Raw genomic sequence first — 24,933 nt, 5'->3', positions numbered from 1 at the left:
CGCCACCGTTCCCTCGCGCTTCGCGGAGGGAACGCCCCACGAGCCGATGCTGCGCCCGGCCCGGTTAACAGGCAATTTATGCGGCACCCGCCCCCCCTGTGTGCACTTTGGCATGCCGGGCCGCGGCAGCGCGCTGAGCGTCGAGCATCTCGGTGATGTAGCGCCCCTGGTACAGGCGCACGCCGAGACTCTGACCCAGTGCCATCGCGCGCTGAGAGTCGCAGCGGCAGAACATGATCCGGGCGGGATCGAACCGCGCCAGCAGTTGCGCGAAGCTGCCGCCGCGCGCCTCGGCGATGCTCTCGCTCCAGCGGATCTTAAAGCCGTCGACGTCGAGGGCGGCGGGATCGACGAACGGCAGGTTCACATCGGTCACGCCGTCCAGATAGACCCGGTAGCCGCGCTCCCGCAGATGGTCGCGCACGTAGAGGTAGACGCCGACGTCGGAGAAGACGTCGATGAACTGAAACTCGAAGGCGATGGTGGCGCGGACGGCGGCGGGAATACCGGCGTCGAAGCCCGCGAACTCGTTGCTGAGCGCCGAGGCGACGTTGAGATTGATGCTGAGGCCGGCGCTCTCGCCCGTCATGCAGGCGGGCTTCAGCAGGGCCAGCAGCTTGCGGTCCAGCGACTTGGTGACGTACTGCAGGAGCAGCGCCTCGCCGGTCATGATGGGCGTGCGGTTGAGCGACGATTCGATGTCGCCGATCGAGAAGTAGAATTCGTCGAAGCGCTTCTCGAGGAGCCCGGCCGAGGTGAGCGCGCAGACCGGCTGGCGGCGCAGGAAGGCGGCGAGGTTCATCCGCTCGAGCGCGTCGACCACGGCGGCGAGGCCGCTGAGCTCCGAAACGCGCGTGGACACCATGGGCGGTGCCGGTGCGGGCCGCACCGCCTCGACCGCGCCGGGACGCGGCGGCTCCTGCGGCGCGTCGTCGACCCCCGCCAGTTCCTCGGCGACGGCGAGGAACGTCTCGCGGTCGTGGCCGAGATCGTACCAGGTGGCGAAGTCGGCCTCGTACTTCTCCTCGTTGTAGTAGAGCGGGTCGCCGGCGAAGAGCTGGCGCAGCCGGCTCACCGCACTCGCGACCTGGGCGCCGTGGCCGCCGGCATAGACGTAGACCCAGTCGCCGTTGCGCAGCACGTAGAGCCGCCCCTGGATGCCGCGGATCGCCTGTTCGAACATCTGGAGGGCGAAGACGACGTTCTCGTTGCGCTTGACGGACGAGATCCGGGAGAGGTGCACATGGGCGACGTACCAGCCGTCGCGCAGGGTCCGCGCCGCCTCGAGCAGCTGCTGCTCCTGGTCGATGCCCCTGCGGCGGATGGGGGCGGGCTGCCACTCCATGTTCGACGTCCGTCCAATCTGACCGAACACGGGCGCCGGCCGCCCGCGTTGTCCGAGGATCCTGCAGCAACGAGGTAAACTTCGGCTTAAATACGCAGGCGGCGCCGGCGCGCGCCGATCGGGCGCAGTCCGTTAACCCGACGTTACCCGAAATTGCCGATGGTCGATCGTCCGGACCCAACGGAATGCGACCCATGATGGCACTCATCCGCACGGCCTTGATCTTCGGCGCCGTGATCTTCTTCGGCGCCCAGTTCATCGCGAGCCGCGGGCTGGAGTCGGTCCTTCCGGCGTCAGCGCCGGTGCAGCGCGAGGTCCCCCGAAGCTCCGATCAGTTCGGCTCCGAGATGCGGGTGCTGGCCGGCGGGCACGGTCACTTCATGCTCAACGTGACGGTAAACAATACGCGGGTGCCGTTCATGGTCGACACGGGCGCCTTCACGATCGCCCTGACCAAGAAGGCCGCCGAAGCCGCCGGCATCCGGCCGGGGCCGCGCGACTACACGGGCAGGACGAGCACGGCGAACGGCACCGGCACCTACGCGCCGGTGAAGCTGCGCGAGGTGCGGCTGGGATCGTTCGTCGCCTACGACGTCGATGCGGTCGTGATCGGCGGTGAGGGCTCGAGCATATCGCTTCTCGGCATGAGCTTTCTGCGCCTGCTGCAGAGCTACGAGGTGGTCGGCGACGAACTGCGCCTGCGCTGGTAGCCTGCGGCAGTGACTGTCTGGCGAGAGGTCGCGGAATGTCGGACGCGTTCGGACAGGCGCCGCGCGGCGGCTGGGCGCCGCTGGTCAGCGAACTGCATGTCGAGGATCTGGAGCGCAGCCTGGCGTTCTGGTGCGGCGTTCTCGGCTTCACCGTCGCCTACCGCCGGCCCGCGGAGCGGTTCGTCTATCTGGAGCGGCCCGAGGGCGGACAGATCATGCTCTGCCAGCGCAACGGCCGCTGGGAGACCGGCCTACTCGAACCACCCTTCGGCCGCGGGGCGATGTTCCAGATCTACGTTCGCGACCTGGATGCGATCGAGGCGCGCATCTCCACACACCGCTGGCCAATCCACACCGGTCCGCGGGAGGTCTGGCGCCGCACCGGGGACACCGAGTCGGGGCAGCGCGAGATCTTCGTACAGGACCCCGACGGCTATCTGCTGATGATCGCCGCCAACATCGGCACCCGGGCCCCCGCAGCCTGATGGCCGCGACGTAAAGACTACGCCGGCCTCAGGCCGGCGCTTCCACGCTGCGGCCGCCGCTGCGCAGGCGCACCGGCCCGGCGCCGCCCGGCAGTTCGATGTCGACCTCGAGCATCGCCATGCCTTCGGCACGCTCCAGCTTCACGTCGACCTTGTTGTCGTCGACGTCCACATACTTCCGGATCGCCGCGATGATGTCCTTCTGCAGCATCGGCAGATAGTCCGGCCGCGTCAGATCCGAACGCTCGTGCGACAGCAGGATCGTCAGGCGATCCTTGGCAGCCGCCGCGGGCGTCTTCTCCTGGTGGCGCCGGAAGAGGCTGAGCAGGTTCATGCCGTCCTCCCGAAGATGCGGGCGAAGAAGCCCTGCCGCTCCGGCGACAGCACCTTGTGCTCGATCTGCTGGCCCATCAGGCGCTGGACGGCATCGCGATAGGCCTTGCCGGCGTTCGATTCCTCGTCCATCGCGACGGGCATGCCGAGGTTCGACGCCTTCAGCACCGACGGGCTCTCCGGGATGATGCCGAGCAGCGGGATCGCCAGGATCTCCAGCACGTCGTCGACGTTGAGCATGTCGCCCTTGGCGACGCGGGCGGGGTCGTAGCGGGTGAGCAGCAGCTTCGCGGGGACCGCGCCCTCGCCCTTCTCCGCCTTGCGGGTCTTGCTCGACAGCAGGCCCAGGACGCGGTCGCTGTCGCGCACCGAGGAGACCTCCGGATTGGTCACGACCACCGCCTCGTCGGCGAAATACATCGCCATGTGCGCGCCGCGCTCGATGCCGGCCGGGCTGTCGCAGAGGATGTAGTCGAACTCGTCGCGGAGTTCCTCCATCACCTTCTCGACGCCGTCGCGGGTGAGCGCGTCCTTGTCGCGGGTCTGGGAGGTCGGCAGGACGGCGAGATTCTCCAGGCGCTTGTCCTTGATCAGCGCCTGCTTCAGCTTCGCCTCGCCGTGGATCACGTTGATGAAGTCGAACACCACGCGGCGCTCGCATCCCATGATCATGTCGAGGTTGCGCAGGCCGACATCGAAATCGATGACGACGGTCTTCTTGCCCGCCAGGGCGAGGCCGGCGCCGAGCGCGGCGGTCGACGTGGTCTTGCCGACGCCGCCCTTGCCGGATGTGATCACGATCGTCTTTGCCACTAGATGTCTCCGCTCTCGCTGGTCTCGATGATGTCCACTCCGGTCGTCGGGGTCCGGGTCGCTGCACGCGTCATTTCAGGGGCTCCACCACGAGGGCCTCGTCCCTGAGATAGGCCTGCACCCGCTGCTTCAGGTGCGTGCCGCCGATGTCGTCGCTGGTCTTGTAGAGACCGGCGATGGCGATGAGTTCCGCCTCCAGGCTGGCGCAGAAGATGCGCGCCGAGAGATCGCCGTTGACGCCCGCCAGCGCCCGGCCGCGCAGGCTGCCGTAGACGTGGATGTTGCCGACCGCGATCAGTTCGGCACCCGAGCCCACCGAGGCGACGACCACGAGGTCTCCCGAATCGGCGAAGACGCGCTGGCCGGAGCGCACCGGCTCGGTGAGGACGAGCGTGCCCTGCCGGTGCTCCGGTTCCGCCTGTCCGGCGATGGCGGTGGCGGCGCGGTCGCCGCTCGCCGCCTCGCCCGCGTCCGTGCCCCCGCTATCCGTGCCGCCGGCGACGGCGATGTCGCGGCCGCCCTGGAGCGGGATGAGGCCGGCGGTGAGTGCCGCCGTGTTCTGCTCCATCGTGCCGTTCTGCACGCCGACGATCGACAGCCGGCGGCTGCGCAGTTCGCGCACGAGGCCGGTGAAGTCGCCCGACCGCGCCAGCCCGCTCGCCCGGTCGAGATCGATGACGAAGGGCGCGTTGGAGAAGAAATGCGGTGCCTGCGACAGCTTGGCGTCGAGCGCCGCATAGAAGGCCGCGTCGGCGGCCCCGGTCAGTTCGAGGACCACCGCCGTGAAGCTGCGGCCCCGGATCTGGAACGGCACGACGGAGGTCGGTGCGACGCTCTGCGGTTCCGGCCTAGCCACGGCGGCGCTCCGATTGGTTCAGATGCCTCGCAGATATTGCGGTCACGTAATCTTCCTACACTGGATATTGTATCATGCACATTTCCGGTGTTGTTCGATAGACTCGAATCGCCACCGCGCGGCCACCGACCCCCGAGTCATCCACAGGCAGTGCGGCAATGTCGAGGCAGAGAGGGCGTAGCAATGCACGAGACCCTGCACAAGTTCGGATACCCCGATACCGTCATCCGCGACTATGCCCACTGGGTCGTGCTGCTGCGCCCGCAGCAGGTGACGCTGGGCTGCATGGTGCTGGCGCTGAAGGCCGACGTGCGCACCCTCGGCGAGGTCGGCCCCGACGCATTCGCCGAGATGGCGACGGTGACGAAGGATATCCAGACGGCGCTGGCGGCGACGTTCGGGCCGCAGAAGATCAACTACCTTGCGCTGATGATGGTCGACCCGCAGGTCCACTTCCACGTCGTCCCGCGCTACGACGGGTCGCGCGACCTGAACGGAACCCCCGTCGACGATCCCGGCTGGCCGAAGCTGCCGGAGATGGCGCGCGCGCTGGCGCTCGATGCGAAAGCACTCGACTGGATAAAGGCGAAGCTGGTCGGCGCGTGGCCCTGATGAACGAGCGACCCGGCCCCTAGCGGGTGCCGTAGAGGCGGTCGCCCGCGTCGCCGACGCCCGGGACGATGTAGCCGTGATCGTTCAGCCGCTCGTCGATCGCGGCGGTGAAGATCGGCACGTCGGGGTGTGACTCGGCCATCGCCTTGAGCCCGTCGGGGGCAGCGATGATGCAGACGAACTTGATGCGCGTCGCACCGTCCTCCTTCAGCCGGTCGATGGCGGCGACCGCCGAATTGCCGGTGGCGAGCAGCGGGTCGACGACGATGACCGGGCGCTCGGCGATGTCGGTCGGAACCTTGTAGTAGTATTCGATCGGCACGAGGCTCGCCGGGTCGCGATAGATGCCGACATGGCCGACGCGCGCCGAGGGCAGCAGGTCGAGCATGCCGTCGAGCAGCCCGTTGCCGGCGCGCAGGATCGAGATGAAGCAGAGCTTCTTGCCGGCCAGGATCGGCGCCTCCATCGGCGCGATCGGCGTCTCGATCATGTCGGTGGTCAGCGGCAGGTCGCGCGTCACCTCGTAGGCGAGCAGGTGCGCCACCTCGCGCATCAGCTTGCGGAAGTCCGACGTCGAGGCTTCGCGCCGGCGCATCAGAGACAGCTTGTGCTGCACCAGCGGATGATCGACGACGGTTACGCTCTGGGGGGCGTTCTCGGGCATGCGCTTCTCCGGCCGCTGCGGGCCCCGTTCGAAACTCGGACTGTCAGAACACCGTCCCGTCGCTGACGATGCGGATGGGCGGGCCGCCGTCGGCACGCAGATCCTGGGCGATGCGGCGGCCGGCGGTCCAGGTGCCGCCCTGCAGCACCTTCGCCAGCGGCAGTGCCGCGGGCGTGAGGCCCAGCTTCTCGCGGACGCCGACCGCGAGCCGGTCGAGCAGCGCCACGGTCAGGGCGCGCCACTCCACCACGGCTTCGCTGTCCACGGCCTGGGGTTCGACGCAGAGGGCGGGGTCGCGCGGGACGAGAACGCCGGTGTCGATGAAGAGACCGCCGTTGCGGTACTCGGCGAGGCCGGTGAGTTCGTCGAGCCCCGTCACCTCGACGCCGGCCTCCTCCAGCGGCTCGACCAGGGAGTAGGTCAGCCACTGGGTGAGCTTGTGAAACGGCACCAGCCCGTCCGTGGCCTCCGGTCCGCGCGCCGCCGGATGGCGCCAGACGTCGCCGAGCCCCTGCCCGCCCAAGGTCAGGCGACCGGGCCAGATCGGCGAGAGGCCGTCGAGCAGTGCCGCGAGGATGTCGGCGGCAGCCACCGTCCCCGTCGCAGCGAGGCGGTCGGCGAGATTGCCGACACGCCCCGGACTGCCGAACAGGTCCGGCCGCGCGGCGACGGCGTCGCCGAGCCGGCGCAGCAGCGCGGCGCGGCCGGCCATGCCCTCCAGCGCGTTGTCGGGCGCGACCTGGAAGCCTGCGGCCAGATCCGCCTCGGAGAGAGACGACAGAGCCGCCGCATCGATGCGGAGCGGCGTGGCGGGGTCCGAGGAAAACAACCCGGCGGCGAACATCTCCAGACTCGCGAGCGCCAGTCCCTCGGAGCGGCCGACGAGGCCGCCGCTCCGCGGGTCGCGATAGGCCCAGCGGCTGCCGGCCCCGGCATCGAGCAGGACGCTGACGACGGCGAGGTCGAAGCGCGCGCGCAGCCGTTCGGCGGCGTCGCCCTGCAGAGCCGCCGCGAGGCCGTTCCACCGGTCCTCATCGGCGACGACGAAATGCCGCCAGCGACTGTGATACGGAATGTCCAGGTCGGGATAGGTCAGCCGGATCTCGTCGACGACGCGGTCGACCGCATGCGCCAAACCCGCCGGCGCGACCTCGAAATTGCGCAGGCCGCCCGCCTCTCCGGCCGCGAGGATCTGGCCGCAACGGTCGCGGATTGAGCGCGGCCGGCGCAGCAGCGCCAATGCCTCTGCGGTCTCGGCGTCCATGGTCAGGCACTCATCCTCAATAGTCGACCAGGCCGCGGCCCTTGATGGTCGACAGGTCTTCCGGCAGCCGCCCGATCTCGCCGGCCTCGACCTTACCGGCATAGTATCCGGCCGCCTTCTTCGCCTCCATCTCGACCTTGGCATCCTCGGGGATCAGGTCGTCGGGCAGGGCCACACGCTCGACCACCTCGATCCCCTGCCGGATCAGGGCGTCGAACTTCATATTGCTCATCGAGACGAGCCGATCGATGCGGGTGATGCCGAGCCAGAGCAGCGGATCGGGCATCAGCTCCTGGAAGCGCATGTCCTGGACGCCGGCGACGCACTCGGTCCGTTCGAAATAGGCGTCGGCGCGGTCGCCGTCCGGCTGGCGCTTGCGCGCGTTGTAGACGAGGAACTTCACCACCTCGCCGAGCGCGCGTCCCTCCTTGCGGTTGTAGACGATGACGCCGAGCCCGCCCTCCTGTGCCGTGCGGACGCATTCCTCGATACCGTGGATGAGGTAGGGGCGGCAGGTGCAGATGTCGGAGCCGAACACGTCCGAGCCGTTGCACTCGTCATGGACGCGGCAGGCGACCTTGCGGGCGGGATCGGGTGCCGCGGCGAGGTCGCCGAACGCGTAGATCGTCATGCCGCCGATCGGCGGGAGAAAGACCTTGAGGTCGGAACGGGTGACGAGTTCGGGGAACATGCCGCCCGTCTGCTCGAACAGGCTGCGGCGCAGCGCGCTCTCGTCGATGCCGCAGCGCGCGGCGACCCCCGGCAGGTACCAGACCGGCTCGATGGCGACCTTGGTGACCGACACCTCGCCGGTCGGCGCCAGGATCGCGCCGTCGGGGACGAGCGCGCCCAGGCGCATGCGCGCGGTCAGTTCGGGGATCGTCAGGCGCGCCCGCGTGATCGCGATCGTCGGGCGGATGTCGAGCCCGGCGGCGAGCTGCTCGGCGAACACCTCGCTGACCATGTGGCCCCAGGGGTCGAGCGAGACGATCCGCTCCGGGTTCGCCCAGGCGGCGTGCGGCCCGACCTGGACGGCGGGCGACGTGTTGGTGAGGTCGGGCCGGTGCACCGGATCGAGTTGCCCGGCGGCGATGGCGAGGGCGCGGTAGAGCGCATACGAGCCGGAGTGCGCGCCGATCACGTTGCGCTTGGTCAGGTCGCTGCGCGAACCGACGACCGGCCCGCGTTCGATCGGGTCCGAAGCGCCCCAGACGATGGGCTGCGGCACCCGCCCGCCGCGCGGATGCGACGTCAGGGAAATGTGCCCGATCTTCGTACGGCTGCCGACCATCCTGCCGATGCTCCGCTTGGAAAGGCCGTCCGCCGGACGGCCGACATCGTCGAAGCAAGGACTATACCGCCTTTTCCCCGGCGGAAGCATGACAAGCGAACGGCGCCGCCCCTGGGGACGGCGCCGTCGGCAACCGCTTCGGAATGAGGATCAGGGCCCGCGCGAAACCCGCCGCCCGGCGACCAGCCCCATGATCAGGAACACCGCGAACATCACGATGAAGATGAAGAACAGGATCTGCGCGATCCCGGCCGCCGCCGACGCGATGCCGCCGAAGCCGAAGAAGCCGGCGACGAGCGCGACGATCAGAAACATGAGTGCCCAACCCAACATCGGTCAAACTCCTGCTATCAAGTGTGAGTGGCGGTGCGCGGGCGTACACGCGGGCGCACGCTGTAGTCGCTTCGCTGGCCGCGCCCGGCATCGGCGCTGCCTGCGGCACGTCCCGCCGTGGACGACGCATGCTCCGCCGTGGGGGACGAGTTCGAGGCGGCATCTTCGAGCCGGTCGGCGCCGATCAGCCCCACCAGTTCGTTGTCCCTGTTCAGCACGACCCCGTGCTTCTGGCCCGCGTCCCGGAGGGACGCCGCGGCGCGATCGAGCTGCTCGTCCTCGTAGCACCAGACGAATTCCGCCTGCATGACGTCGCGGACCGCGGCCTTCGCCGGATCGATGTCCCAGACGGTGGTGTCGCCGGAGGCATCCGCGAGCGTCAGCAGCCCGATCATCTCGTCGCCGTCGACCACCGGCAGGACCTCGGTCCGGTCGCGCCGCATCCGCTCGATCGCCTCGGTGAGAGGATGGTCGGGATGGATGTCGTAGTGCGACGGGATCATCGCGTCGGAAGCGCGCACGGCCATTGGCCTTTCGGTCATTTTCGTTGTCGGAGCAACACCCCGGACCGCTACGTGGTTCCGCAGCGAGCGGTCGAGGCGGGAGGGTCGCAGCGGGGGTCTCTGGCGCGGCGCGCACGCAGGCGGCAGACTGGCCGGCAGCGGCGCGGGGCCATCGACGGCCAGGGAGACGTCGCCACAGCCGAGGAGACGGCCTTGATCGAGCGCGACGTCCTGGTGGGAACCAAGCATGGGCAGATGCACGCCTTCGCCGTCTGCCCCGACGGCGGCGGCCCCTACCCGCCCGTCATCTTCTACATGGACGCTCCGGGATACCGGGAGGAGCTGAAGAACATGGCGCGGCGCATCGCGCGCGCCGGCTACTACTGCCTGCTGCCCGACCTCTACTACCGGCTCGGTACGGTGCGGTTCGACCTGCACCGCCGCGACGAGTCGCTGTCCTCGGTCATCCGCGCCGCGCGCAACACGCTGACGAACGCGATGATCGCCGAGGACACCGCGGGCATGCTGGCGTTCCTGGATGCCCAGGAGGAGGTGAAGCCCGGCCCGGTCGGCTGCGTCGGCCACTGCATGAGCGGGCGGTTCATCGTAACCGTCGCCGCACGCTTCCCGGAGCGCATCGCCGCGGCGGCCGCCTTCTACGGCGTGCAGATCGTCACCGACCAGCCGGATTCGCCGCACCTGATCGCCGACCGGATCAAGGGCGAGGTCTACCTGTCCTTCGCCGAGGTCGACGAGCTGGTGCCGGCGAACGTGGTGCCGGACATCACCGCGATCTTCGACAAGGCCGGCGTGAGGCACGACGTCGAGGTCGTGCCCGGGACGCACCACGGCTACTGCTTCGCCGAGCGCGCCGCCTACCACGCCGCCGCATCCGAAGCCGCCTGGGGCAAGCTCTTCGCCATGTGGAAGCGGCGGCTGAAATAGCCGCCCGCGACCGGCGAGACCAGAACCGACAAGCAGAGAGGAGAGTGAACGCAATGCGCGAGCGCACGCTTCGCGGCAAGGTGGCCGTCGCCGGGATCGGCGAGACGACCTACTACAAGCACGGCAAGGCGCCGGATTCCGAATTCAAGCTGGCGCTGATGGCGATCCTCGCGGCCTGCAAGGATGCCGGCATCGACCCGCGCGAGATCGACGGCTTCGCCTCCTACAGCAACGACCGCAACGACCCGTCGCGGATCGCGGCGGCGCTCGGCACACGCGAGCTGCGCTTCTCCAACATGCAGTGGGGCGGCGGCGGCGGCGGCGGCGCGGCGGCGATCGGCAACGCCTCGGCCGCGGTGGCGACCGGCCTCGCCGACTGCGTCGTGGTGTTCCGTTCGCTGGCACAGGGCCAGTTCGCGCGGTTCGGGCAGGGGCCGCAGTCGCCGACCATCCAGGGCGACATGGCCTTCCAGGCACCCTACGGCCTGATGTCGCCGGGGCAGCGCTACGCCATGAAGGTGAACCGCTTCATGCACGACCACGGCGTGAAGCAGGAGGCGCTGCGCGCCATCGCGCTCGCCTCATATCATCACGCCCAGGCCAACCCGCGGGCGGTGATGCACGGCAAGCCGCTGGACGAGAAGACCTACGACGAGTCGCGCTGGATCGTCGAACCGTTCCACCTCTACGACTGCTGCATGGAGAACGACGGCGCGGCCGCGGTCATCATCGTGCCGGCCGAGCGGGCCAAGGACCTGAAGCACAGGCCGAGCTACCTGCTCTCGGCCGCCGGCGGATCGCACCATCGCTGCGGGGCGCCGTCGCACAACGACCCCACCTATGCCAGCGCGAACTTCACCAGCGTGGCACCGCATCTGTACGAGATGGCCGGGGTGAAGCCGTCGGACGTCGACGTGCTGCAGAGCTACGAGAACTTCACCGGCGGCGTGATGATGAGCATCGTCGAACACGGCTTCTGCGCGCCGGAGGAGGCGAACGACTTCCTCGTGCCGGAGAACCTGTACGCCCCCTCGGGCAAGCTGCCGCTGAACACCAGCGGCGGCAATCTGGCCGAGTGCTACATGCACGGCCTGGAGCTGCAGATCGAGGCCGTGCGCCAGATCCGCGGCGAGTCGACCAGCCAAGTGCCGAAGGTCGATGTGTCCATGGTCATCGCCGGCCCGATGGTGACGCCGGTCAGCTCCTGCATCTTCGGCTCGGAGGCCACCCTCTGATGAACGCCACGCAATCCTACCTGCCGGAAGGCCTGCCGATCCCGACGCCGGAGACGGACGGCCTGTCGGCACCCTACTGGAACGGCCTCAAGGACGGCGTCCTGACGATCCAGCGCTGCAAGTCGTGCGGCGGCTGGCAGTGGGGGCCCGAGTGGATCTGCCACCGGTGCCTATCCTTCGACATGGGCTGGGAAACGGTCGAGCCGCGCGGCCGCATCTTCAGCTGGGAGCGGGTCTGGCATCCCGTGCATCCGGCGCTGAAGGGGCACGGGCCATACATCGTCGTGCTGGTCGAACTGCCGCACGCCGACAACGTCCGCCTCATCGGCAACCTGATCGGCGACCCGCGGCAGACGGTGACCATCGGTGCCGCGGTCGAGGGCGTGTTCGAGCATCACCCGAACGCCAGCACGCCGCATACGCTGCTGCAGTGGCGGACGGTCGGATAGAGGCGGGCGAAAGCGGGTTGACGGGAGCGGCCCGGGCAGCACACTCCGGGGATGCCCAGTTCGCACACGCAACATAGAGCCACCGTGGCGGTGGTCGGCCTCGGCAGCATCGGCGGCGTCGCCGCCGCCTGCCTGCGCGACGCCGACCGGCACGACGTCATCGCCTGCGTCCGGCGGCCGATCGAGCGGCTGACCCTGGAGCGGCCGGAGGGAACGGTCACCGTCGTGTTGGACGTGCTGACCGATCCGGTCGATCCGCGCACGGTCGAAAGGGGGCCGGTCGACTGGGTCCTGCTGTGCACGAAGGCCCAGGACACCGATGCCGCGGGCCCTTGGCTGCGGGCACTCTGCGGCCCGGCGACACGGATCGCGGTCCTCCAGAACGGGATCGACCATGCCGCGCGCGTGGCACCCTACGCGCCGGGCTGCGCCGTCGTGCCGAGCGGCGTCTACTACAACGGGGAGCGGACGGGGCCGGAGAGCGTGCGCCTGCGCCACGTCTCCGCCGACGATCTGATCGTTCCCGACGATCCCGATGGCCGCGCGTTCGCGCGATTGCTCGACGGCACGTCGCTGCGGCCGGGGCTGAGCGACGACTTCGTCACGCTGATGTGGCGCAAGCTGCTGGTCAACGCGGTCTGCAACCCGCTCACTGCCCTCACGCGTCAGCGCCAGGCCGTGCTGCGCCGCGAGGACATGCGCGAACTCGGCCTGGGCGTGCTGGAAGAGGCGGCGGCGGTCGGACGGGCGGCGGGCGCGCGCCTCGCCAACGACGAGGCGCAGCGGATCATGGCGCAGATCCTGACCTTCCCCGAGGAGGCCGGCACGTCGATGTATTTCGACTGTCTGGCGGGGCGGCCGCTGGAGGTCGAGGCGCTGACCGGCGCCATCGTCGCGGCAGGCGACCGGCACGGCATCGGCACGCCGCTGAACCGCACCCTGCTCACCCTTCTTCGCGCCGTCAGCGACGCGGCGACGGGCGGCACTCCCGCCTGAGGCGCGACGCGGCCCTCCTGCCACTGTCGGCGGTGCACCCATTGTCGGCCGCGCGCCGATGACCGACGATGCCCCGGCCATAAGAAGACGACAGATCGGGAGCGCCGCATGAAATTCGGCTTCGTCGTTTCGGTGCGCGGTCCGCTGGCCAACGAAGCGTCGGTACGGGCGCTGGCGCAGGCGGGCGAAACGTTGGGATTCGACTATGTGTCGATGACCGACCACGTCGTCGTGCCGAATGCCATCGCCTCCGCCTATCCCTACACCCAGGACGGCGCCTTCCCGGCCGGCGAGAGCGGCGAGTGCCTGGAACTGCTGTCCATGCTGTCCTTCGTCGCCGGTGCGACGAAGACGATCCGGCTGATCACCTCTGTCATGGTGCTGCCGCACCGGCCGGCGGTGCTGACGGCGAAGATGTTGGCGACGATCGACGTGCTGTCGGGCGGGCGGGTGACCGTGGGCTGCGGCGTCGGCTGGATGAAGGAGGAGTTCGAGGCGCTCGGCGCGCCGCCCTTCGCCCGGCGCGGCAAGGTGGCCGACGAGTATCTGGCAGCCTTCCGCACCCTCTGGACGGAGCAGGATCCGCGGTTCGAGGGCGAGCACGTCCGCTTCGGCGACCTGGCCTTCGAGCCGAAACCGCTGCAGAAGCCGCACCCGCCGCTGTGGATCGGCGGCGAGAGCGATGCCGCGATGCGGCGGGCGGTACGACTGGCCGACGGATGGTATCCGATGGGGTTGAACCCGCGCCGTCCGCTCGACACGCTGGAGCGGCTGCGCGGCGGCGTGGAGCGCCTGCACGGCTTCGCGCGGGAGGCGGGGCGCGATCCGGCGAGCCTAAGCCTCGCCTATATCGCGCCCTGGTACGACCCGACCAAGCCGTCCATCCTGGCCGACGGGTCGCGGCGGCTGCTCACGGGAGAACCGGCGCGGATCGCCGACGATATCGCCGCCCTGCGCGATCTGGGCGTCGGGACGCTGATTCTGAGCTTCGCGCGGCGCACGCTCGACCGCTCGGTCGCCGGAATGGAGCGGTTCGTGCAGGAGATCCGCCCGCAGGCCGGCTGAGGGCGCCGGACTCCGGACAGAAAGACCCGGACAAGAAAAAGGCCCGGCGCGTGAGCGCCGGGCCTCTTCCTGTCGCGATCGACGGAACCCGAAGCCTATTCGGCCTGGAGGTTCGCCGCTGCGCTCTTGCCGCGATCAGCGACGACGTCGTAGCTGATCTTCTGGCCTTCCTGGAGGGAAGACATGCCGGCGCGCTCGACGGCGCTGATGTGGACGAAGACGTCGTTGCCGCCGTTGTCCGGCTGGATGAAGCCAAAGCCCTTCTGGGCGTTGAACCACTTCACGGTACCTGTAGCCATAGAGGCCTCCTCGTAGAAACGCACGAATGCGCATTGCCCCGCGAGATATGCGGGCGAAAAATCCGAATTCCGCGTTGTCCTGGAGAGAAACCCTTGGCGGGCAGCCGACAAGGCAGGCTAGAAGTTCGAACAATCCCCATATGGGGCCGCGCCGGCCGGGCACAAGGCCGGCGGACGCAGGTTTCCAAGGAGAGTTTATTTCGATGCGCATCGACGCAGTTCCGATCGGCAAGAATCCGCCGGACGACATCAATGTCATCGTCGAAGTCCCGATCGGCGGAGAGCCCATCAAATACGAAATGGATAAAGCCGCCGGCGCCATGTATGTGGATCGGTTTCTTTACACGGCCATGCGCTACCCCGGTAATTACGGATTCGTGCCGCACACGCTCTGTAACGACGGCGACCCGCTCGACGTGATGATCGTCAACACGCGGGCGATCATCCCCGGTGCGATCATGAACTGCCGGCCGATCGGCGTGCTGATGATGGAGGACGACGGCGGTCAGGACGAGAAGATCATCGCCGTTCCGTCGACGAAGCTGACGCGGCGGTACGAGAAGGTGAAGTCGATCGAGGACATCCCCGAGATCACCATTCAGCAGATCGAGCACTTCTTCCAGCACTACAAAGACCTCGAGCCGGGCAAGTGGACGAAGCTGCTCGGCTGGCGCGGTGCGGACGAGGCGCGCAGCATCATCCTGCAGAGCATCGAGGCAGCCAAGGCGGCGGGCTGACCGTCCCTCTCTTCCGGCCCGCAGCGCCGGTGCCGTCCGGCTGATCGGGCACGCTTCACCGCTCGGTGCGGGAACTCCTGCCTGCCTCTCCAGTTACGCTTCGGTCCGTCGGCAAGCCAGCCGGCGGCCGAAGCGCCGGCAGGGGGTGGCATGACGGAACAGGGCACGGTCCTCATCACGGGGAGCAGCGGCTTCCTCGGACAGTCCATGGCGAAGCGCCTGCTGGAACGGTGGCGCGTCGTCGGCCTGGACATGGCGCAGCCCAAGACGCCCCTCCCCGGCATGCAGACGGTGGAAGTCGACCTCACCTCCGACGAGTCCACCCGCGCCGCGGTCGAGGAAGCGGTCGCGCTGGCCGGCGGCCGCATCGCCTCGGTGATCCATCTGGCCGGCTACTACGACCTGACCGGCGAACCCGATCCAAAATACGAGGCGGTGACCGTCCAGGGCACCCGCCGCCTGTTCGACGCGCTGGCGCCGCATCGCCCCGAACAGTTCGTCTTCGCGTCCACGATGCTGGTGCACGCGCCGACGGAACCCGGACAGCCGATCGACGAAGATTCGCCCGTCGCGCCGAAGACGCCCTACCCGCAGTCGAAGGTCGACACCGAGGAACTGCTGAAGTCCCGGCACGGCGACGTTCCGATCGTCCTGCTGCGGCCCGCGGGCGTCTATGACGACATGTGCCGGGCCGCCTTCCTGGCGCAGCAGATCGCCAACATCTACGAGAAGCAGTTCGTCTCCTACGTCTATCCGGGCGACCCGGCGGCGGGACAGCCCTATGTCCACATCGAGGATCTGGCCGAGGCCGTCTTCCGCACCGTGGAACGCCGCCGGGACCTGCCGACGGAGACCACCCTGCTCCTCGGCGAGACCCGGACGATGGGCTATGACGAGGTCCAGCGGCGGGTGGGGCGCCTGCTGCACGGCGAGGATTGGGAGACGCACCGCGTTCCGAAGGCGCTCGCCAAGGTCGGGCAGTGGGTGCAGGAGGACGTGCTCCAGGAGGACCCGTTCATCCAGCCCTGGATGATCGACCAGTCGAGCGACCATTTCGAACTGGATATCGGTCGCGCCCGCGCACTCCTGGGATGGACGCCGCACCATTCGCTGCGCGAGACCCTGGCCGACATGACGGCCGCGCTGAAGGCCGACCCGCCGGGCTGGTATGCGGCGAACAAGCTCAACCCCGCCAAGGTGGCGGCGGACGATGCCGCGCTGGAGCGGTCGATGCGCGCGGCCGACCGCGAGACCGCGGCCCGCCTTCCGGCCGTCGCGGGAGAATTGCGGGCGCAGGCGAAGCGCACGCGCTGGGCGCATTTCGTCAACATCGCGCTGGGCGCCTGGCTGATCACCAGTCCCTTCACCTTCGGCCTGTTCGATCCGGTGACGGCCATCCCGCCGCCGGCGGCGGGTCACGAGCTCGCGCCGCCGGAGATCCGCAACCTCTGGCTCGGGATCAGCGAGATCGCGAGCGGGCTGGCGCTCATGGTGCTCGGGCTGGTCGCGCTGCGGCACACCCGATCCTGGGCGCAGTGGGCGATGGCCGCGGTCGGCTTCTGGGTGCTGTTCGCCCCCCTGCTGGTCTGGACGCCGAGTGCGGCCGCCTACGGCATGGACACGCTGGTCGGCTCGCTGGTGATCGTGCTGGCGGTGATGGTGGCACCGCAGCCGGGCATCGCCCGCGAAGCGCTCGCTTCCCGCTCCGACTGCCCGGTCGGCTGGAGCTACTCGCCGTCGACCTATACCCAGCGCATTCCGATCGTGGCCCTCGCCTTCATCGGGCTGTTCGTCTCGCGCTATCTGGCGGCCTACCAGATGGGCCATATCGATTCGCTGTGGGATCCGTTCTTCGCCAGCAACAGCCCGGGTGCCTCGAACGGCACCGAAGCGGTGGTGACATCCAGCGTCTCGCGCGCCTTCCCCATTCCCGACGCCGGTCTGGGCGCCATCGCCTACCTGCTCGACATCCTCACCGGCGCCATCGGCGACCGCCGCCGCTGGCGGACGATGCCCTGGATCGTGCTGATCTTCGGCCTGCTGATCGTGCCGCTCGGCGTCGTCAGCGTCGGCTTCATCATCATCCAGCCGCCGGTCATCGGCGCCCTCTGCGCGCTGTGCCTGATCCAGGCGGCGATCACACTGATCATGATCCCCTACGCCGTCGACGAGGTCGGCGCGAGCCTCCAGTATCTGCTGCGCGCCCGCCGTGCCGGGCAACCGTTCTGGCGCACGCTGATGCGCGGCGGGCCGGCACTGAGCGAGGCGCGCGACGAAACGGTCGATCTGGACCTGCCCCTGACGACGGTGCTGCGGAACTTCCTCGCCGGCGGCGTGAACTATCCATGGCAGCTCAACGCCTGCGTCGCGGTCGGCCTGGTGCTGATCGCCGCGCCGCTCCTGGTCGACGCGGACCGGACGCTGCTGCACAGCCACCACATCGCGGGCTGCATCGCCGTGTCCATGGCGGTGATCGCCATGGCCGAGGTCTCGCGGATCGCGCGCTTCCTGAACCTGCCCGTCGGCCTCTGGGTTGCGGTATCGCCGTTCCTGCTGGGCGGCGCGCCGCTTCCCTTCACGGCACTGTCGGTGCTCGCCGGCGGCGCCCTGATCCTGCTCAGCCTGCCGCGCGGCAAGGTGAGCGGCGAGCATTACGGCGGCTGGGACCGCTTCATCGTCTAGGGCCGTCCCCGGCGGCGACCGGCGTCAGCCGAAGCGGCCGCCGGCGCCGATGACGCCGGCGTCGAGCATGCGGACGATCTCGTCCTCCCCATAGCCGCTGTCGCGCAGGATCGCCTCGGTGTGCTCGCCGAGGCCGGGCGGCGGCTGCGGCACCACCTTGTCGTGGCCGCCGATCCAGATCGGGCTGTTGACGGTCATCTCGGCGCCGACGCGGGGGTCGCCCATGGGGACGAGGACGCCGGTGGCGAGCGCCTGGGCATCGGTCTTCAGGTCGGCGATGCGGCCGATCGGGCCGAAGGTCAGGCCGGCCTTCTCGAGCACGGGCTGCCACTCGGCCCAGGGACGGCCGGCGAAGATCTGCTCCAGGATGTCGAACAGCAGCGGCGCGTGCTCCAGCCGTGCGGCCGGCGTGGCGAAGCGGCTGTCGTCGCTCAGTTCCGGCCGGCCGATCGCCTGCACCAGCGACGGCCACTCCTTCGCCTCGCTGGCGACAGCCAGCAGGAACCAGCGGTCGTCACCACAGCGGTAGAGGTTGTAGAGGGCGCTGCGCGCGCTGCGCCCGGTGACGCGCGAGGTGGGTTCCATGCCGCAGAGCATCTCCTGCACCGGCAGCGCCCCCCACCAGGCGCCGTTCGCCATCAGCGACGTCGCGACCATGCCGCCCTTGCCGGTCCGTTCGCGCCGGTAGAGGGCGGTCATGATCGCGGCATAGAGCGACATGCCGGTGGGATGGTCGCCCATGCCGCCCGGCGGCAGGGCGGGACTGGTGTCCGGGCTGGCGCGGACAGCGTCCATCAGGCCGGTGCGGGCCCAGAGCGCCGTGCTGTCGAAGCCGGTCTTGTTCGCCTCCGGGCCGACCTCACCGTAGGCGGTGATCGAGGCGTAGACCAGCCGGTCGTTGAGCGGCGCCAGATCCTCGTAGGCGACCTTGAGGCGGCGGCGGATCTCCATCGGCAGGTTGGTCACCAGGACGTCCGAGCGCTCGACCAGCCGGTGCAGCACCGCCAGGCCTTCCGGCTTCTTCAGGTCGAGCGCCAGACCCTTCTTCGACCGGTTGTCGACGATGTAGCGATGGTTCGGCGTGCCCGGCTTGTGGTTGCGCGTGCGGTACGGCTCCCCCACGCCCGGCGGCTCGATCTTGATCACTTCCGCGCCGAAGTCGGCCATGACCGTGGCCGCCACCGGGCCGGCGATGAAACTGGCCAGATCGATGACCCGCAGGCCGGAAAGCGGATGGTCCGTCATGTCGTTCCCTCGGTTACGGCCTCGCCGCGCCCGCAGCGCCCGGCCTCGTTCTGTTCGGCTTCGCTGTCGGAACGTCAGGTGGCGACGTGCGCCGGGAGGTCCAGGCCGACGCCCTCCAGTTCGCCGAACAGCGCATAGAGCCGCTCCACGTCGGCGGGCGGCAGCGGCGGCTTCAGGATGGACTCGATGTTGGTGCGCAGGTGGCCGCGGTCGCCGGTGCCGAACAGCACGATGTCCGTCCCCGGCTCGTGCCGCGCGAAGCGGTAGGCCGCGTCGGTGACGCTGTCGGCGCCGCCCGCATGGACGAGGAAGTCGAGCGGACCGTCGCGCTCCGCGAGGTCGGCCGGCACCTTGCCGGCCGCGGCCAGTTCGCGCACGGCCGTGCGCAGGGCGTCCGGATTGCTGAAGATGTTGCGCACCACGAACATCAGCAGCGTGCCGACCCCGCGCTCCCGCGTGACCGGAAAGACGTGCCGCCGCGCCTTCTGGTTCATCATGTGGAAGGCGAGCATGACCACCTCCCACGGATCGTCGCGTACCGCGCGCCGGATCGTCTCCTGCTTCGGGTCGTTCGGCGCCGTCTCGGTCAGGCCGATGTGGCGGACCTTGCCGGCGTCCTTCTGGCGCAGCAGGTGCGGCAGGATCTCGTTCGTGACGTGCTCGTAGGCCTTCGGCGGCACGGCGTGCAGCAGGAAGACCTCGACATGCTCCATGGCGAGGCGCTTCAGCGAGGCCTCCATGCTCTCGACCACCTCCGGGCCGGTCGCCCAGCGGTCCCCGCGCCGGATACCGGCCTTGGTCGAGACGACGACGCTGTCGCGCGGCACCTGCGCCACCGCCTTGCCGACGATCTCCTCGGTGCCATAGGCCTCGGCGGTGTCGATGAAGTTCACGCCCAGGTCGAAGGCCTCGCGCACCAGGGCGACGCAGGCGTCCTCGGGCAGCCCGCGGCCCATGCCGAGACGGCTGTTGCCGCCGGCACCCAGCCCCGCGACGCCGACCTTCAGCCCCGTCCGCCCCAGCGTCGTGTACTGCATGCCCGGTACCCTCCGACAGCCGCATCCCAAGCAGCGGCGGCGCACATTCTGGCCACGACCCGCCGCCGCGTCCATGACCCCACGGCGTCACCTGAAGCGGGCACCGCGGTCGCGGATCACGCGGAGGTTCGTCACGCCCCCTTTTCGGCTCTCGCGATCCGGATCGCGGCGACGACGGCGTCGGGGTCGGCGGTGAGGTTGGCGAGGAGCAGGATGAGGCGGGCGTCGAGGGCGGCGGTGGCTTCGGGGGTGAGGCCGCGGTGGGCTTCGACGAGGGCGGCGTAGACGTCGTCGGCGCGGGCGCCGAGGCGGTCGGTGCCGAGATCCGACGGGCGCGGCGCGATCGGCGGCGGCACGTCCGCTCGTGTGCGGGCCAGAGCGCGGGCGTGGGATGCGGCGATCGCCTCGCGCGTCGGGACGGCGAAGCGGGCGGCGACGTGCTGGTCGGGCCGGATCAGGTAGAGCAGGCCGGTGCCGTAGCGGGCGGCGGCGATGCCGTCGGGGTCGGCGAGGCCGTTCGGCCCGACACCCAGGATCGGCAGGCCGGTGTCCGGCGGCACCGCCACATCGCCCATCGCCAGCAGCGCGAAGCGGCCGCCGAGCCGTTCGAGCAGCCAGCAGGCTTCGTCCCCGTCGCGCAGCGGCGCATCCGGACAGACGTCGCCGGGCGCCACGCCCTGCCCCTCCCCGGCCTGCGGGGGGTCCGGCGGCGTCTGCAGCGAGAGGCCGGCGAGCGAACAGGGCGTCGAGAGGCGCCCCGAATTGACCAGCCGGCGGGCGAACGGCAGATCGGCGGCGATGTCCAGGGCAGCGGCGCGGAAGGCGGCGTCGGTCTCGCTCTTCGGCGTCATGAAGCCGGTGGCGCGCGACGAATGCAGGATGTTTTCGTCGGCGGCGCGGATACGCTCCTCGTCGTAGGTGGCGATCAGGTCCGGCGGCGCCTCGCCGTGCAGGACGGCGGCCAGCTTCCAGCAGAGATTGTCGGCATCCTGGATGCCGCCGTTGCCGCCGCGCGCACCGAAGGGCGAGACGATGTGCGCGGCGTCGCCGGCGAAGATCACCCGGCCGTGCACGAAGCGCTCCAGCCGGCGGCACTGGAAGGTGTAGACGGAGATCCAGTCGATCGCGAAGGGGCGGTCGCCGACCATGGCGCGGATGCGCGGCACGACCCGTTCGGGCAGCGACTCGGCGACGGGATCGGCATCCGGGCCGAGCTGCAGGTCGATCCGGTAGATGTCGTCGGGCTGCTTGTGCAGCAGGGCCGAGCGGCCGGCATGGAAGGGCGGCTCGAACCAGAAGCGGCGCTCGCTCGGAAAGTCCGCCTTCGTCTCCACGCTCGGCATCTCGATGTCGGCGATGAGGAAGCGCTCCTCGTAGGTCCGGCCCTGGAGTTCGAGGCCCAGTGCTGCACGCACGGTGGAGCGGACGCCGTCGGCGGCGATCAGCCAGCCGGCCTCCAGGACATAGGCGCCCGCGGGCGTCTGGACGGCGACACGCACGCCGTCCTCGCCCTGCTCGACCGCCGTCGCACGGCTCTTCCAGCGCAGGTCGATCAGGTCGGGGAAATCGGCGCAGCGTTCGACCAGATACTGTTCGACGTAATATTGCTGCAGGTTGACGAAGGCCGGCATCTTCTGGCCCGCCTCGGGCTGCAGGTCGAAGGACCAGACCTCGCGCGCACCGTGATAGAGCCGGCCGACCTTCCAGGTGACGCCCTTCGCGAGCATCCGGGCGCCGACGCCGAGGCGGTCGAAGATCTCCAGCGTGCGTTTCGACCAGCAGATGGCGCGGCTGCCGACCGAGACCGTGTCGTTGTCGTCGACCACGACGCAGCGCACGCCGTGCAGGGCGAGATCGATCGCGGCGGCCAGCCCGACCGGCCCGGCACCGACGATGACGACGGGGTAGCGGCCGGCCGGCGCGCCGGAGAGTTCCGGCGGGGTGCGCCATGCGAAGCGCGGGTGGACGTAGCGGGCCATCTCCAGCGCCCTCGCGCCGTTTCCGTTGCCGGCCGGGCCCGTCAGCGCACCAGCTTGCCCGGAAGCTCCCCGGTGAAGGCGTCGTCGCGGCGCGTCTCGACACCGGCGACGAAAGTGTGGCGATAGCCGCTGGCGGCCTGGGTCAGGCGGCGGCCGCCGGTCGGCAGGTCGTAGACGACTTCAGGCGGCAGCAGGCGCAGGCCGTCGAAGTCGATGACGTTGATGTCGGCGCGCATGCCGGGCGCCAGCACGCCGCGGTCGGTCAGGCCGTAGGACAGCGCCGTGTCGCGGGTCTGTTTGGCGATCACGAATTCGAGCGGCAGGGTGGCGCCGCGCGTCCGGTCGCGCGCCCAGTGCGTCATCAGGAAGGTCGGCGAGCTGGCGTCGCAGATGATGCCGACATGGGCGCCGCCGTCGGCCACGCCCATGACGCTGGCGTCGTCCTCGATCATCTCGCGGACGTCTTCGAGGCTGCCGCCGTGATAGTTCTCGATCGGGTGCAGCAGCAGGCCCTTGCCGCCGTCGGCCATCATCAGGTCGAGCGACAGCGTCCAGGGATTGCCGCCCTCGTTCCGCGCCCGCGCGGCGATGCTGCGTTCCGGCGGCGGTTCGTAGTCGAGTTCGCTGCCGAGGGCGAAGGTGCGCTCCAGCGCCTTGGCCATCCAGGCTTCCGCCGGCTTGCCCGTCCGCTCCTCCGTGAGGCTGCGACGCAGGTCGGCATCGGCGGAGAGACGCGCATAGCGCTCGGCCGGCGAGAGCGTCTCCAGGGCGCGCCAGGCGGGATGCGCGGCGAAGGGATGGATGGTCGTCTCCAGCCCCATCAGCATGCCGGGCGAACGGCAGCCGACCTGTGCGTTGGCGGCGATGCCGGAGGCACGGGCGGCACGGATGCCGTCCAGCGTCTCGCGCCACAGCCGCGGGTGCGCGTCGACCTGGACGAGCAGGCAGGAGAGCGGCCGGCCGGCGATCTCAGCCGCCGCGACCAGCGCCTCCAGCTCGCCCGGACCGAAGTCGGAATTGACCTCCAGCACGCCGCGGCCGGCGCGGCGCATGGCGCGTGCGAGGCCGAACAGTTCCGCCTCACGGGCCGTGAGGCTGGGGACGAGGCGGCCGTCCTTGGCGCGGTGCTTGGTGGTGCGCGAGGTGGTGAAGCCGCGGGCGCCGGCGCGCAGCGCCTCTTCCAGGAGGACGCCCATGCGGTCGATCTCGTCCTCTGTCGGCACCTCCGCGTGCTCCGCGCCGCGCTCACCCATGACGTAGAAGCGCAGCGCCGTGTGCGGTACCTGGCAGGCGATGTCGATGGAATGCGGCCGCGCCTCAAGGGCCTTCATGTAGTCGGGGAAGGACTCCCAGTCGAACTTGACACCCTCGGCGAGCACCGTGCCCGGGATGTCCTCGATCCCCTCCATCAGGTTGATGAGGAAGTCGGTGGTGCCGGGGCGGACCGGCGCGAAGCCGACACCGCAATTGCCGAACACGGCGGTGGTGACGCCGTGCAGCGACGAAGGCTCCAGGAAGGAGTCCCAGGTCGCCTGCCCGTCGTAATGGGTGTGGATGTCGACGAAGCCGGGGGTGACGAGCAGGCCGTCGGCGTCGATCTCGCGCCGGCCGCGGCCGACGTCCGGTCCGACCGCGGTGACGATGCCGCCGTCGACCGCGACGTCGGCGATGCGGCGCGGCGCGCCCGTTCCGTCCACAACCGTGCCGCGCCGGATGACGATGTCGTGCATGGGCTTCCTCCTGGGCCGGCGGTTGCTCCGCCTTCGCCTGCTCTATGCCGTTACCAGGCCTCGCGGCCCTTCTGCGGCCGTGCCATGGCCGCCGCTTCCTTACGGGCGCGCTGTTCCGCCTCGTGCTTGTCGAACATGGCGCTCGCCGCCCTGGACCGCTTGTCGGAGAGGTCGCCGCGGTTCTCGCCGCACCATTCGAAGGACTCGATCCGCTGCCGGTTGTCGCCGGAGAAGTGGGGCATGACGTAGCGCGCATAGAGTTCGTAGGAGCGCTTCGTCGCCTCCCAGTCGGCGACGTTGTTCGCCTGCTGCAGGTAGACGCCGAAATCGCCCTGCTTGTCGTAGAGGCGCTGGATCATCGCGATGGCGTCGTCCGGGGTGCCGATCACGCCGAACTTGTTCTCGACGAACCATTCGGCCGGGTCCTGTCCCGGCGGGACGTTGAAGCGCTGCTGGTTGTTGTTGAAGTAGTCGATGTACTTGGCGAAGCCGAACTTCACGTTCTTCATCGCCTGCTCGCGCGTCTCGGCGATGTGCATCGGGCCGACGAGGCGCAGGTTGGCCGGGTCCATCTTGCGGCCCTGCTCGGCCGCCAGTTCGTTGGCGATCTGCCAGTTGGCGGCGAGCGCGTCGTAGCCGAAGGGATTGGTGGCGGCGACGCAGATCATGCTGAAGCCGTACTTCCCGGCGAGCCTGCCGCCGGAGGGCGTGACGGCGCTGGCGACCGCGATCTCGGGGTGCGGCTTGGTGTAGGGCGGGATGTGGGCGCGCGCGTTGACCAGCGTATACCAGTCGGTCTTCTCGGTGACGTACTCGCCCTTGAACAGGCGCACGATCACGTCGAGCGCCTCGGCCATGCGGTCGCGCTGGGTACTGGGGTCGATGCCGAGCATCAGCGCGTCCGAGGCGAGCAGGCCAGGCCCGGCGCCGAACATGACCCGGCCGCGGGTGTGGTGGTCGAGCTGGATGATGCGGTTCGCGACCATCAGCGGGTTGTGGTAGGGCAGCGAGATCACGCCGGTGCCGAAGCGGATGGACTTCGTCCGCTCTGCCGCGACGGCGATGAAGAGTTCGGGCGAGCTGATGATCTCCCAGCCCGCCGAATGGTGCTCGCCGATCCAGGCCTCGTGGAACCCGAGACGGTCGAGCCACTCCATCAGCTCCAGGTCGCGATCCAGGCAGGCGGTCGGGTTCTCGTCCATCGCGTGGAAGGGTGCGAGGAATACGCCATGCCTCAGCGGGACCTGCGTCATGCGGCTTGCTCCGTCGTCGTGAGAGAGTATGGCGCGCGTGCGCCCTTGTCCGGTCAAACGATAGCAGAACCG

25 protein-coding genes are annotated in these 24,933 nt (G+C 69.6%); 10 read left to right on the top strand and 15 right to left on the bottom strand.

The window, feature by feature from the left end; all coding sequences use genetic code 11:
- Positions 1–76: 76 nt before the first annotated feature.
- Complete coding sequence (locus ABIE65_RS04190; protein ID WP_354075786.1) at positions 77–1,345, bottom strand: EAL domain-containing protein; 1,269 nt, start codon at positions 1,343–1,345, stop codon at positions 77–79.
- A gap of 194 nt (positions 1,346–1,539) precedes the next feature.
- Between ABIE65_RS04190 and ABIE65_RS04185 the strand changes: the two genes are divergently transcribed.
- Both ABIE65_RS04185 and ABIE65_RS04180 read left to right on the top strand, forming a co-directional pair.
- Positions 1,540–2,055, top strand: coding sequence for a retropepsin-like aspartic protease family protein (locus tag ABIE65_RS04185; RefSeq protein ID WP_354075785.1), 516 nt, complete (start codon positions 1,540–1,542; stop codon positions 2,053–2,055).
- Between the two features lie 35 nt (positions 2,056–2,090).
- Positions 2,091–2,540 carry a bleomycin resistance protein gene (locus ABIE65_RS04180; RefSeq protein ID WP_354075784.1) on the top strand — a complete coding sequence of 150 codons (450 nt, stop codon included), beginning with the start codon at positions 2,091–2,093 and terminating at the stop codon, positions 2,538–2,540.
- Between the two features lie 28 nt (positions 2,541–2,568).
- On the opposite strand, the gene minE is transcribed toward ABIE65_RS04180, so the two are convergent.
- The 3 genes from minE to minC form a co-directional block, all read right to left on the bottom strand.
- Positions 2,569–2,874, bottom strand: coding sequence for a cell division topological specificity factor MinE (gene minE, locus ABIE65_RS04175; protein WP_354075783.1), 306 nt, complete (start codon positions 2,872–2,874; stop codon positions 2,569–2,571).
- Entirely contained in the window at positions 2,871–3,686 is an 816-nt protein-coding gene (minD, locus tag ABIE65_RS04170) for a septum site-determining protein MinD (protein ID WP_354075781.1), read from the bottom strand. Before minD ends, minE begins: the two co-directional genes overlap by 4 nt.
- A gap of 70 nt (positions 3,687–3,756) precedes the next feature.
- Positions 3,757–4,542, bottom strand: coding sequence for a septum site-determining protein MinC (minC, locus tag ABIE65_RS04165; RefSeq protein ID WP_354075779.1), 786 nt, complete (start codon positions 4,540–4,542; stop codon positions 3,757–3,759).
- 183 nt (positions 4,543–4,725) lie between these two features.
- Between minC and ABIE65_RS04160 the strand changes: the two genes are divergently transcribed.
- Positions 4,726–5,154: an HIT family protein gene (locus ABIE65_RS04160; RefSeq protein WP_354075777.1), complete on the top strand. Its 429-nt coding sequence runs from the start codon at positions 4,726–4,728 to the stop codon at positions 5,152–5,154.
- Between the two features lie 19 nt (positions 5,155–5,173).
- Here ABIE65_RS04160 and upp read toward each other — a convergent pair whose 3' ends face one another.
- The 5 genes from upp to ABIE65_RS04135 all read right to left on the bottom strand — a co-directional run bounded on the left by upp (position 5,174) and on the right by ABIE65_RS04135 (position 9,248).
- Positions 5,174–5,818, bottom strand: coding sequence for a uracil phosphoribosyltransferase (gene upp / locus ABIE65_RS04155; RefSeq protein WP_354075776.1), 645 nt, complete (start codon positions 5,816–5,818; stop codon positions 5,174–5,176).
- Between the two features lie 43 nt (positions 5,819–5,861).
- A complete protein-coding gene (locus ABIE65_RS04150; protein ID WP_354075774.1) occupies positions 5,862–7,082 on the bottom strand; it encodes a URC4/urg3 family protein in 1,221 nt (406 codons plus the stop codon).
- A gap of 16 nt (positions 7,083–7,098) precedes the next feature.
- Positions 7,099–8,373 (bottom strand): GTP cyclohydrolase II, encoded by a 1,275-nt coding sequence (locus tag ABIE65_RS04145; RefSeq protein ID WP_354075773.1) that lies wholly within the window; start codon positions 8,371–8,373, stop codon positions 7,099–7,101.
- A 150-nt stretch (positions 8,374–8,523) separates the two neighbouring features.
- The gene (locus tag ABIE65_RS04140) at positions 8,524–8,706 is read right to left on the bottom strand and encodes a DUF1328 domain-containing protein (protein ID WP_354075771.1); all 183 of its coding nucleotides are present in this window, start codon (positions 8,704–8,706) and stop codon (positions 8,524–8,526) included.
- A 17-nt stretch (positions 8,707–8,723) separates the two neighbouring features.
- Positions 8,724–9,248, bottom strand: coding sequence for a CBS domain-containing protein (locus tag ABIE65_RS04135; protein ID WP_354075769.1), 525 nt, complete (start codon positions 9,246–9,248; stop codon positions 8,724–8,726).
- Between the two features lie 174 nt (positions 9,249–9,422).
- On the opposite strand from ABIE65_RS04135, the gene ABIE65_RS04130 reads away from it, so the two are divergent.
- From ABIE65_RS04130 to ABIE65_RS04110, 5 genes are all read left to right on the top strand, one after another.
- A complete protein-coding gene (locus ABIE65_RS04130) occupies positions 9,423–10,154 on the top strand; it encodes a dienelactone hydrolase family protein (RefSeq protein ID WP_354075768.1) in 732 nt (243 codons plus the stop codon).
- A gap of 53 nt (positions 10,155–10,207) precedes the next feature.
- Complete coding sequence (locus ABIE65_RS04125; RefSeq protein WP_354075767.1) at positions 10,208–11,389, top strand: thiolase C-terminal domain-containing protein; 1,182 nt, start codon at positions 10,208–10,210, stop codon at positions 11,387–11,389.
- A complete protein-coding gene (locus ABIE65_RS04120; RefSeq protein WP_354075765.1) occupies positions 11,389–11,838 on the top strand; it encodes a Zn-ribbon domain-containing OB-fold protein in 450 nt (149 codons plus the stop codon). Before ABIE65_RS04125 ends, ABIE65_RS04120 begins: the two co-directional genes overlap by 1 nt.
- A gap of 84 nt (positions 11,839–11,922) precedes the next feature.
- A complete protein-coding gene (locus ABIE65_RS04115; RefSeq protein ID WP_354075763.1) occupies positions 11,923–12,834 on the top strand; it encodes a 2-dehydropantoate 2-reductase in 912 nt (303 codons plus the stop codon).
- 108 nt (positions 12,835–12,942) lie between these two features.
- Complete coding sequence (locus ABIE65_RS04110; RefSeq protein WP_354075761.1) at positions 12,943–13,899, top strand: LLM class F420-dependent oxidoreductase; 957 nt, start codon at positions 12,943–12,945, stop codon at positions 13,897–13,899.
- A gap of 95 nt (positions 13,900–13,994) precedes the next feature.
- Here the strand turns inward: ABIE65_RS04110 and ABIE65_RS04105 are convergent, their stop codons facing one another.
- A complete protein-coding gene (locus ABIE65_RS04105; RefSeq protein WP_354075759.1) occupies positions 13,995–14,198 on the bottom strand; it encodes a cold-shock protein in 204 nt (67 codons plus the stop codon).
- A gap of 203 nt (positions 14,199–14,401) precedes the next feature.
- On the opposite strand from ABIE65_RS04105, the gene ppa reads away from it, so the two are divergent.
- Positions 14,402–14,935 carry an inorganic diphosphatase gene (ppa, locus tag ABIE65_RS04100; RefSeq protein ID WP_354075757.1) on the top strand — a complete coding sequence of 178 codons (534 nt, stop codon included), beginning with the start codon at positions 14,402–14,404 and terminating at the stop codon, positions 14,933–14,935.
- Between the two features lie 150 nt (positions 14,936–15,085).
- Positions 15,086–17,617 carry an NAD-dependent epimerase/dehydratase family protein gene (locus ABIE65_RS04095; protein WP_354075755.1) on the top strand — a complete coding sequence of 844 codons (2,532 nt, stop codon included), beginning with the start codon at positions 15,086–15,088 and terminating at the stop codon, positions 17,615–17,617.
- 24 nt (positions 17,618–17,641) lie between these two features.
- Here the strand turns inward: ABIE65_RS04095 and ABIE65_RS04090 are convergent, their stop codons facing one another.
- The 5 genes from ABIE65_RS04090 to ABIE65_RS04070 form a co-directional block, all read right to left on the bottom strand.
- On the bottom strand, positions 17,642–18,862 hold the full coding sequence (locus tag ABIE65_RS04090) for a CaiB/BaiF CoA transferase family protein (RefSeq protein ID WP_354075753.1): 1,221 nt from the start codon (positions 18,860–18,862) through the stop codon (positions 17,642–17,644).
- A 74-nt stretch (positions 18,863–18,936) separates the two neighbouring features.
- Positions 18,937–19,899 carry an aldo/keto reductase gene (locus tag ABIE65_RS04085; RefSeq protein WP_354075751.1) on the bottom strand — a complete coding sequence of 321 codons (963 nt, stop codon included), beginning with the start codon at positions 19,897–19,899 and terminating at the stop codon, positions 18,937–18,939.
- Positions 19,900–20,030: 131 nt separating this feature from the next.
- On the bottom strand, positions 20,031–21,878 hold the full coding sequence (locus tag ABIE65_RS04080; protein ID WP_354075749.1) for an FAD-dependent monooxygenase: 1,848 nt from the start codon (positions 21,876–21,878) through the stop codon (positions 20,031–20,033).
- Positions 21,879–21,919: 41 nt separating this feature from the next.
- Entirely contained in the window at positions 21,920–23,608 is a 1,689-nt protein-coding gene (locus ABIE65_RS04075; protein ID WP_354075747.1) for an N-acyl-D-amino-acid deacylase family protein, read from the bottom strand.
- A 50-nt stretch (positions 23,609–23,658) separates the two neighbouring features.
- Entirely contained in the window at positions 23,659–24,861 is a 1,203-nt protein-coding gene (locus ABIE65_RS04070; protein ID WP_354075745.1) for an LLM class flavin-dependent oxidoreductase, read from the bottom strand.
- Between the last annotated feature and the right edge of the window lie 72 nt (positions 24,862–24,933).

This window comes from Constrictibacter sp. MBR-5 (assembly GCF_040549485.1).
In the GTDB taxonomy this organism is placed as follows: domain Bacteria; phylum Pseudomonadota; class Alphaproteobacteria; order JAJUGE01; family JAJUGE01; genus Constrictibacter.
Note: the sequence above shows the minus strand (reverse complement) of the source record. Positions and strands in the feature narration are given on the sequence as shown.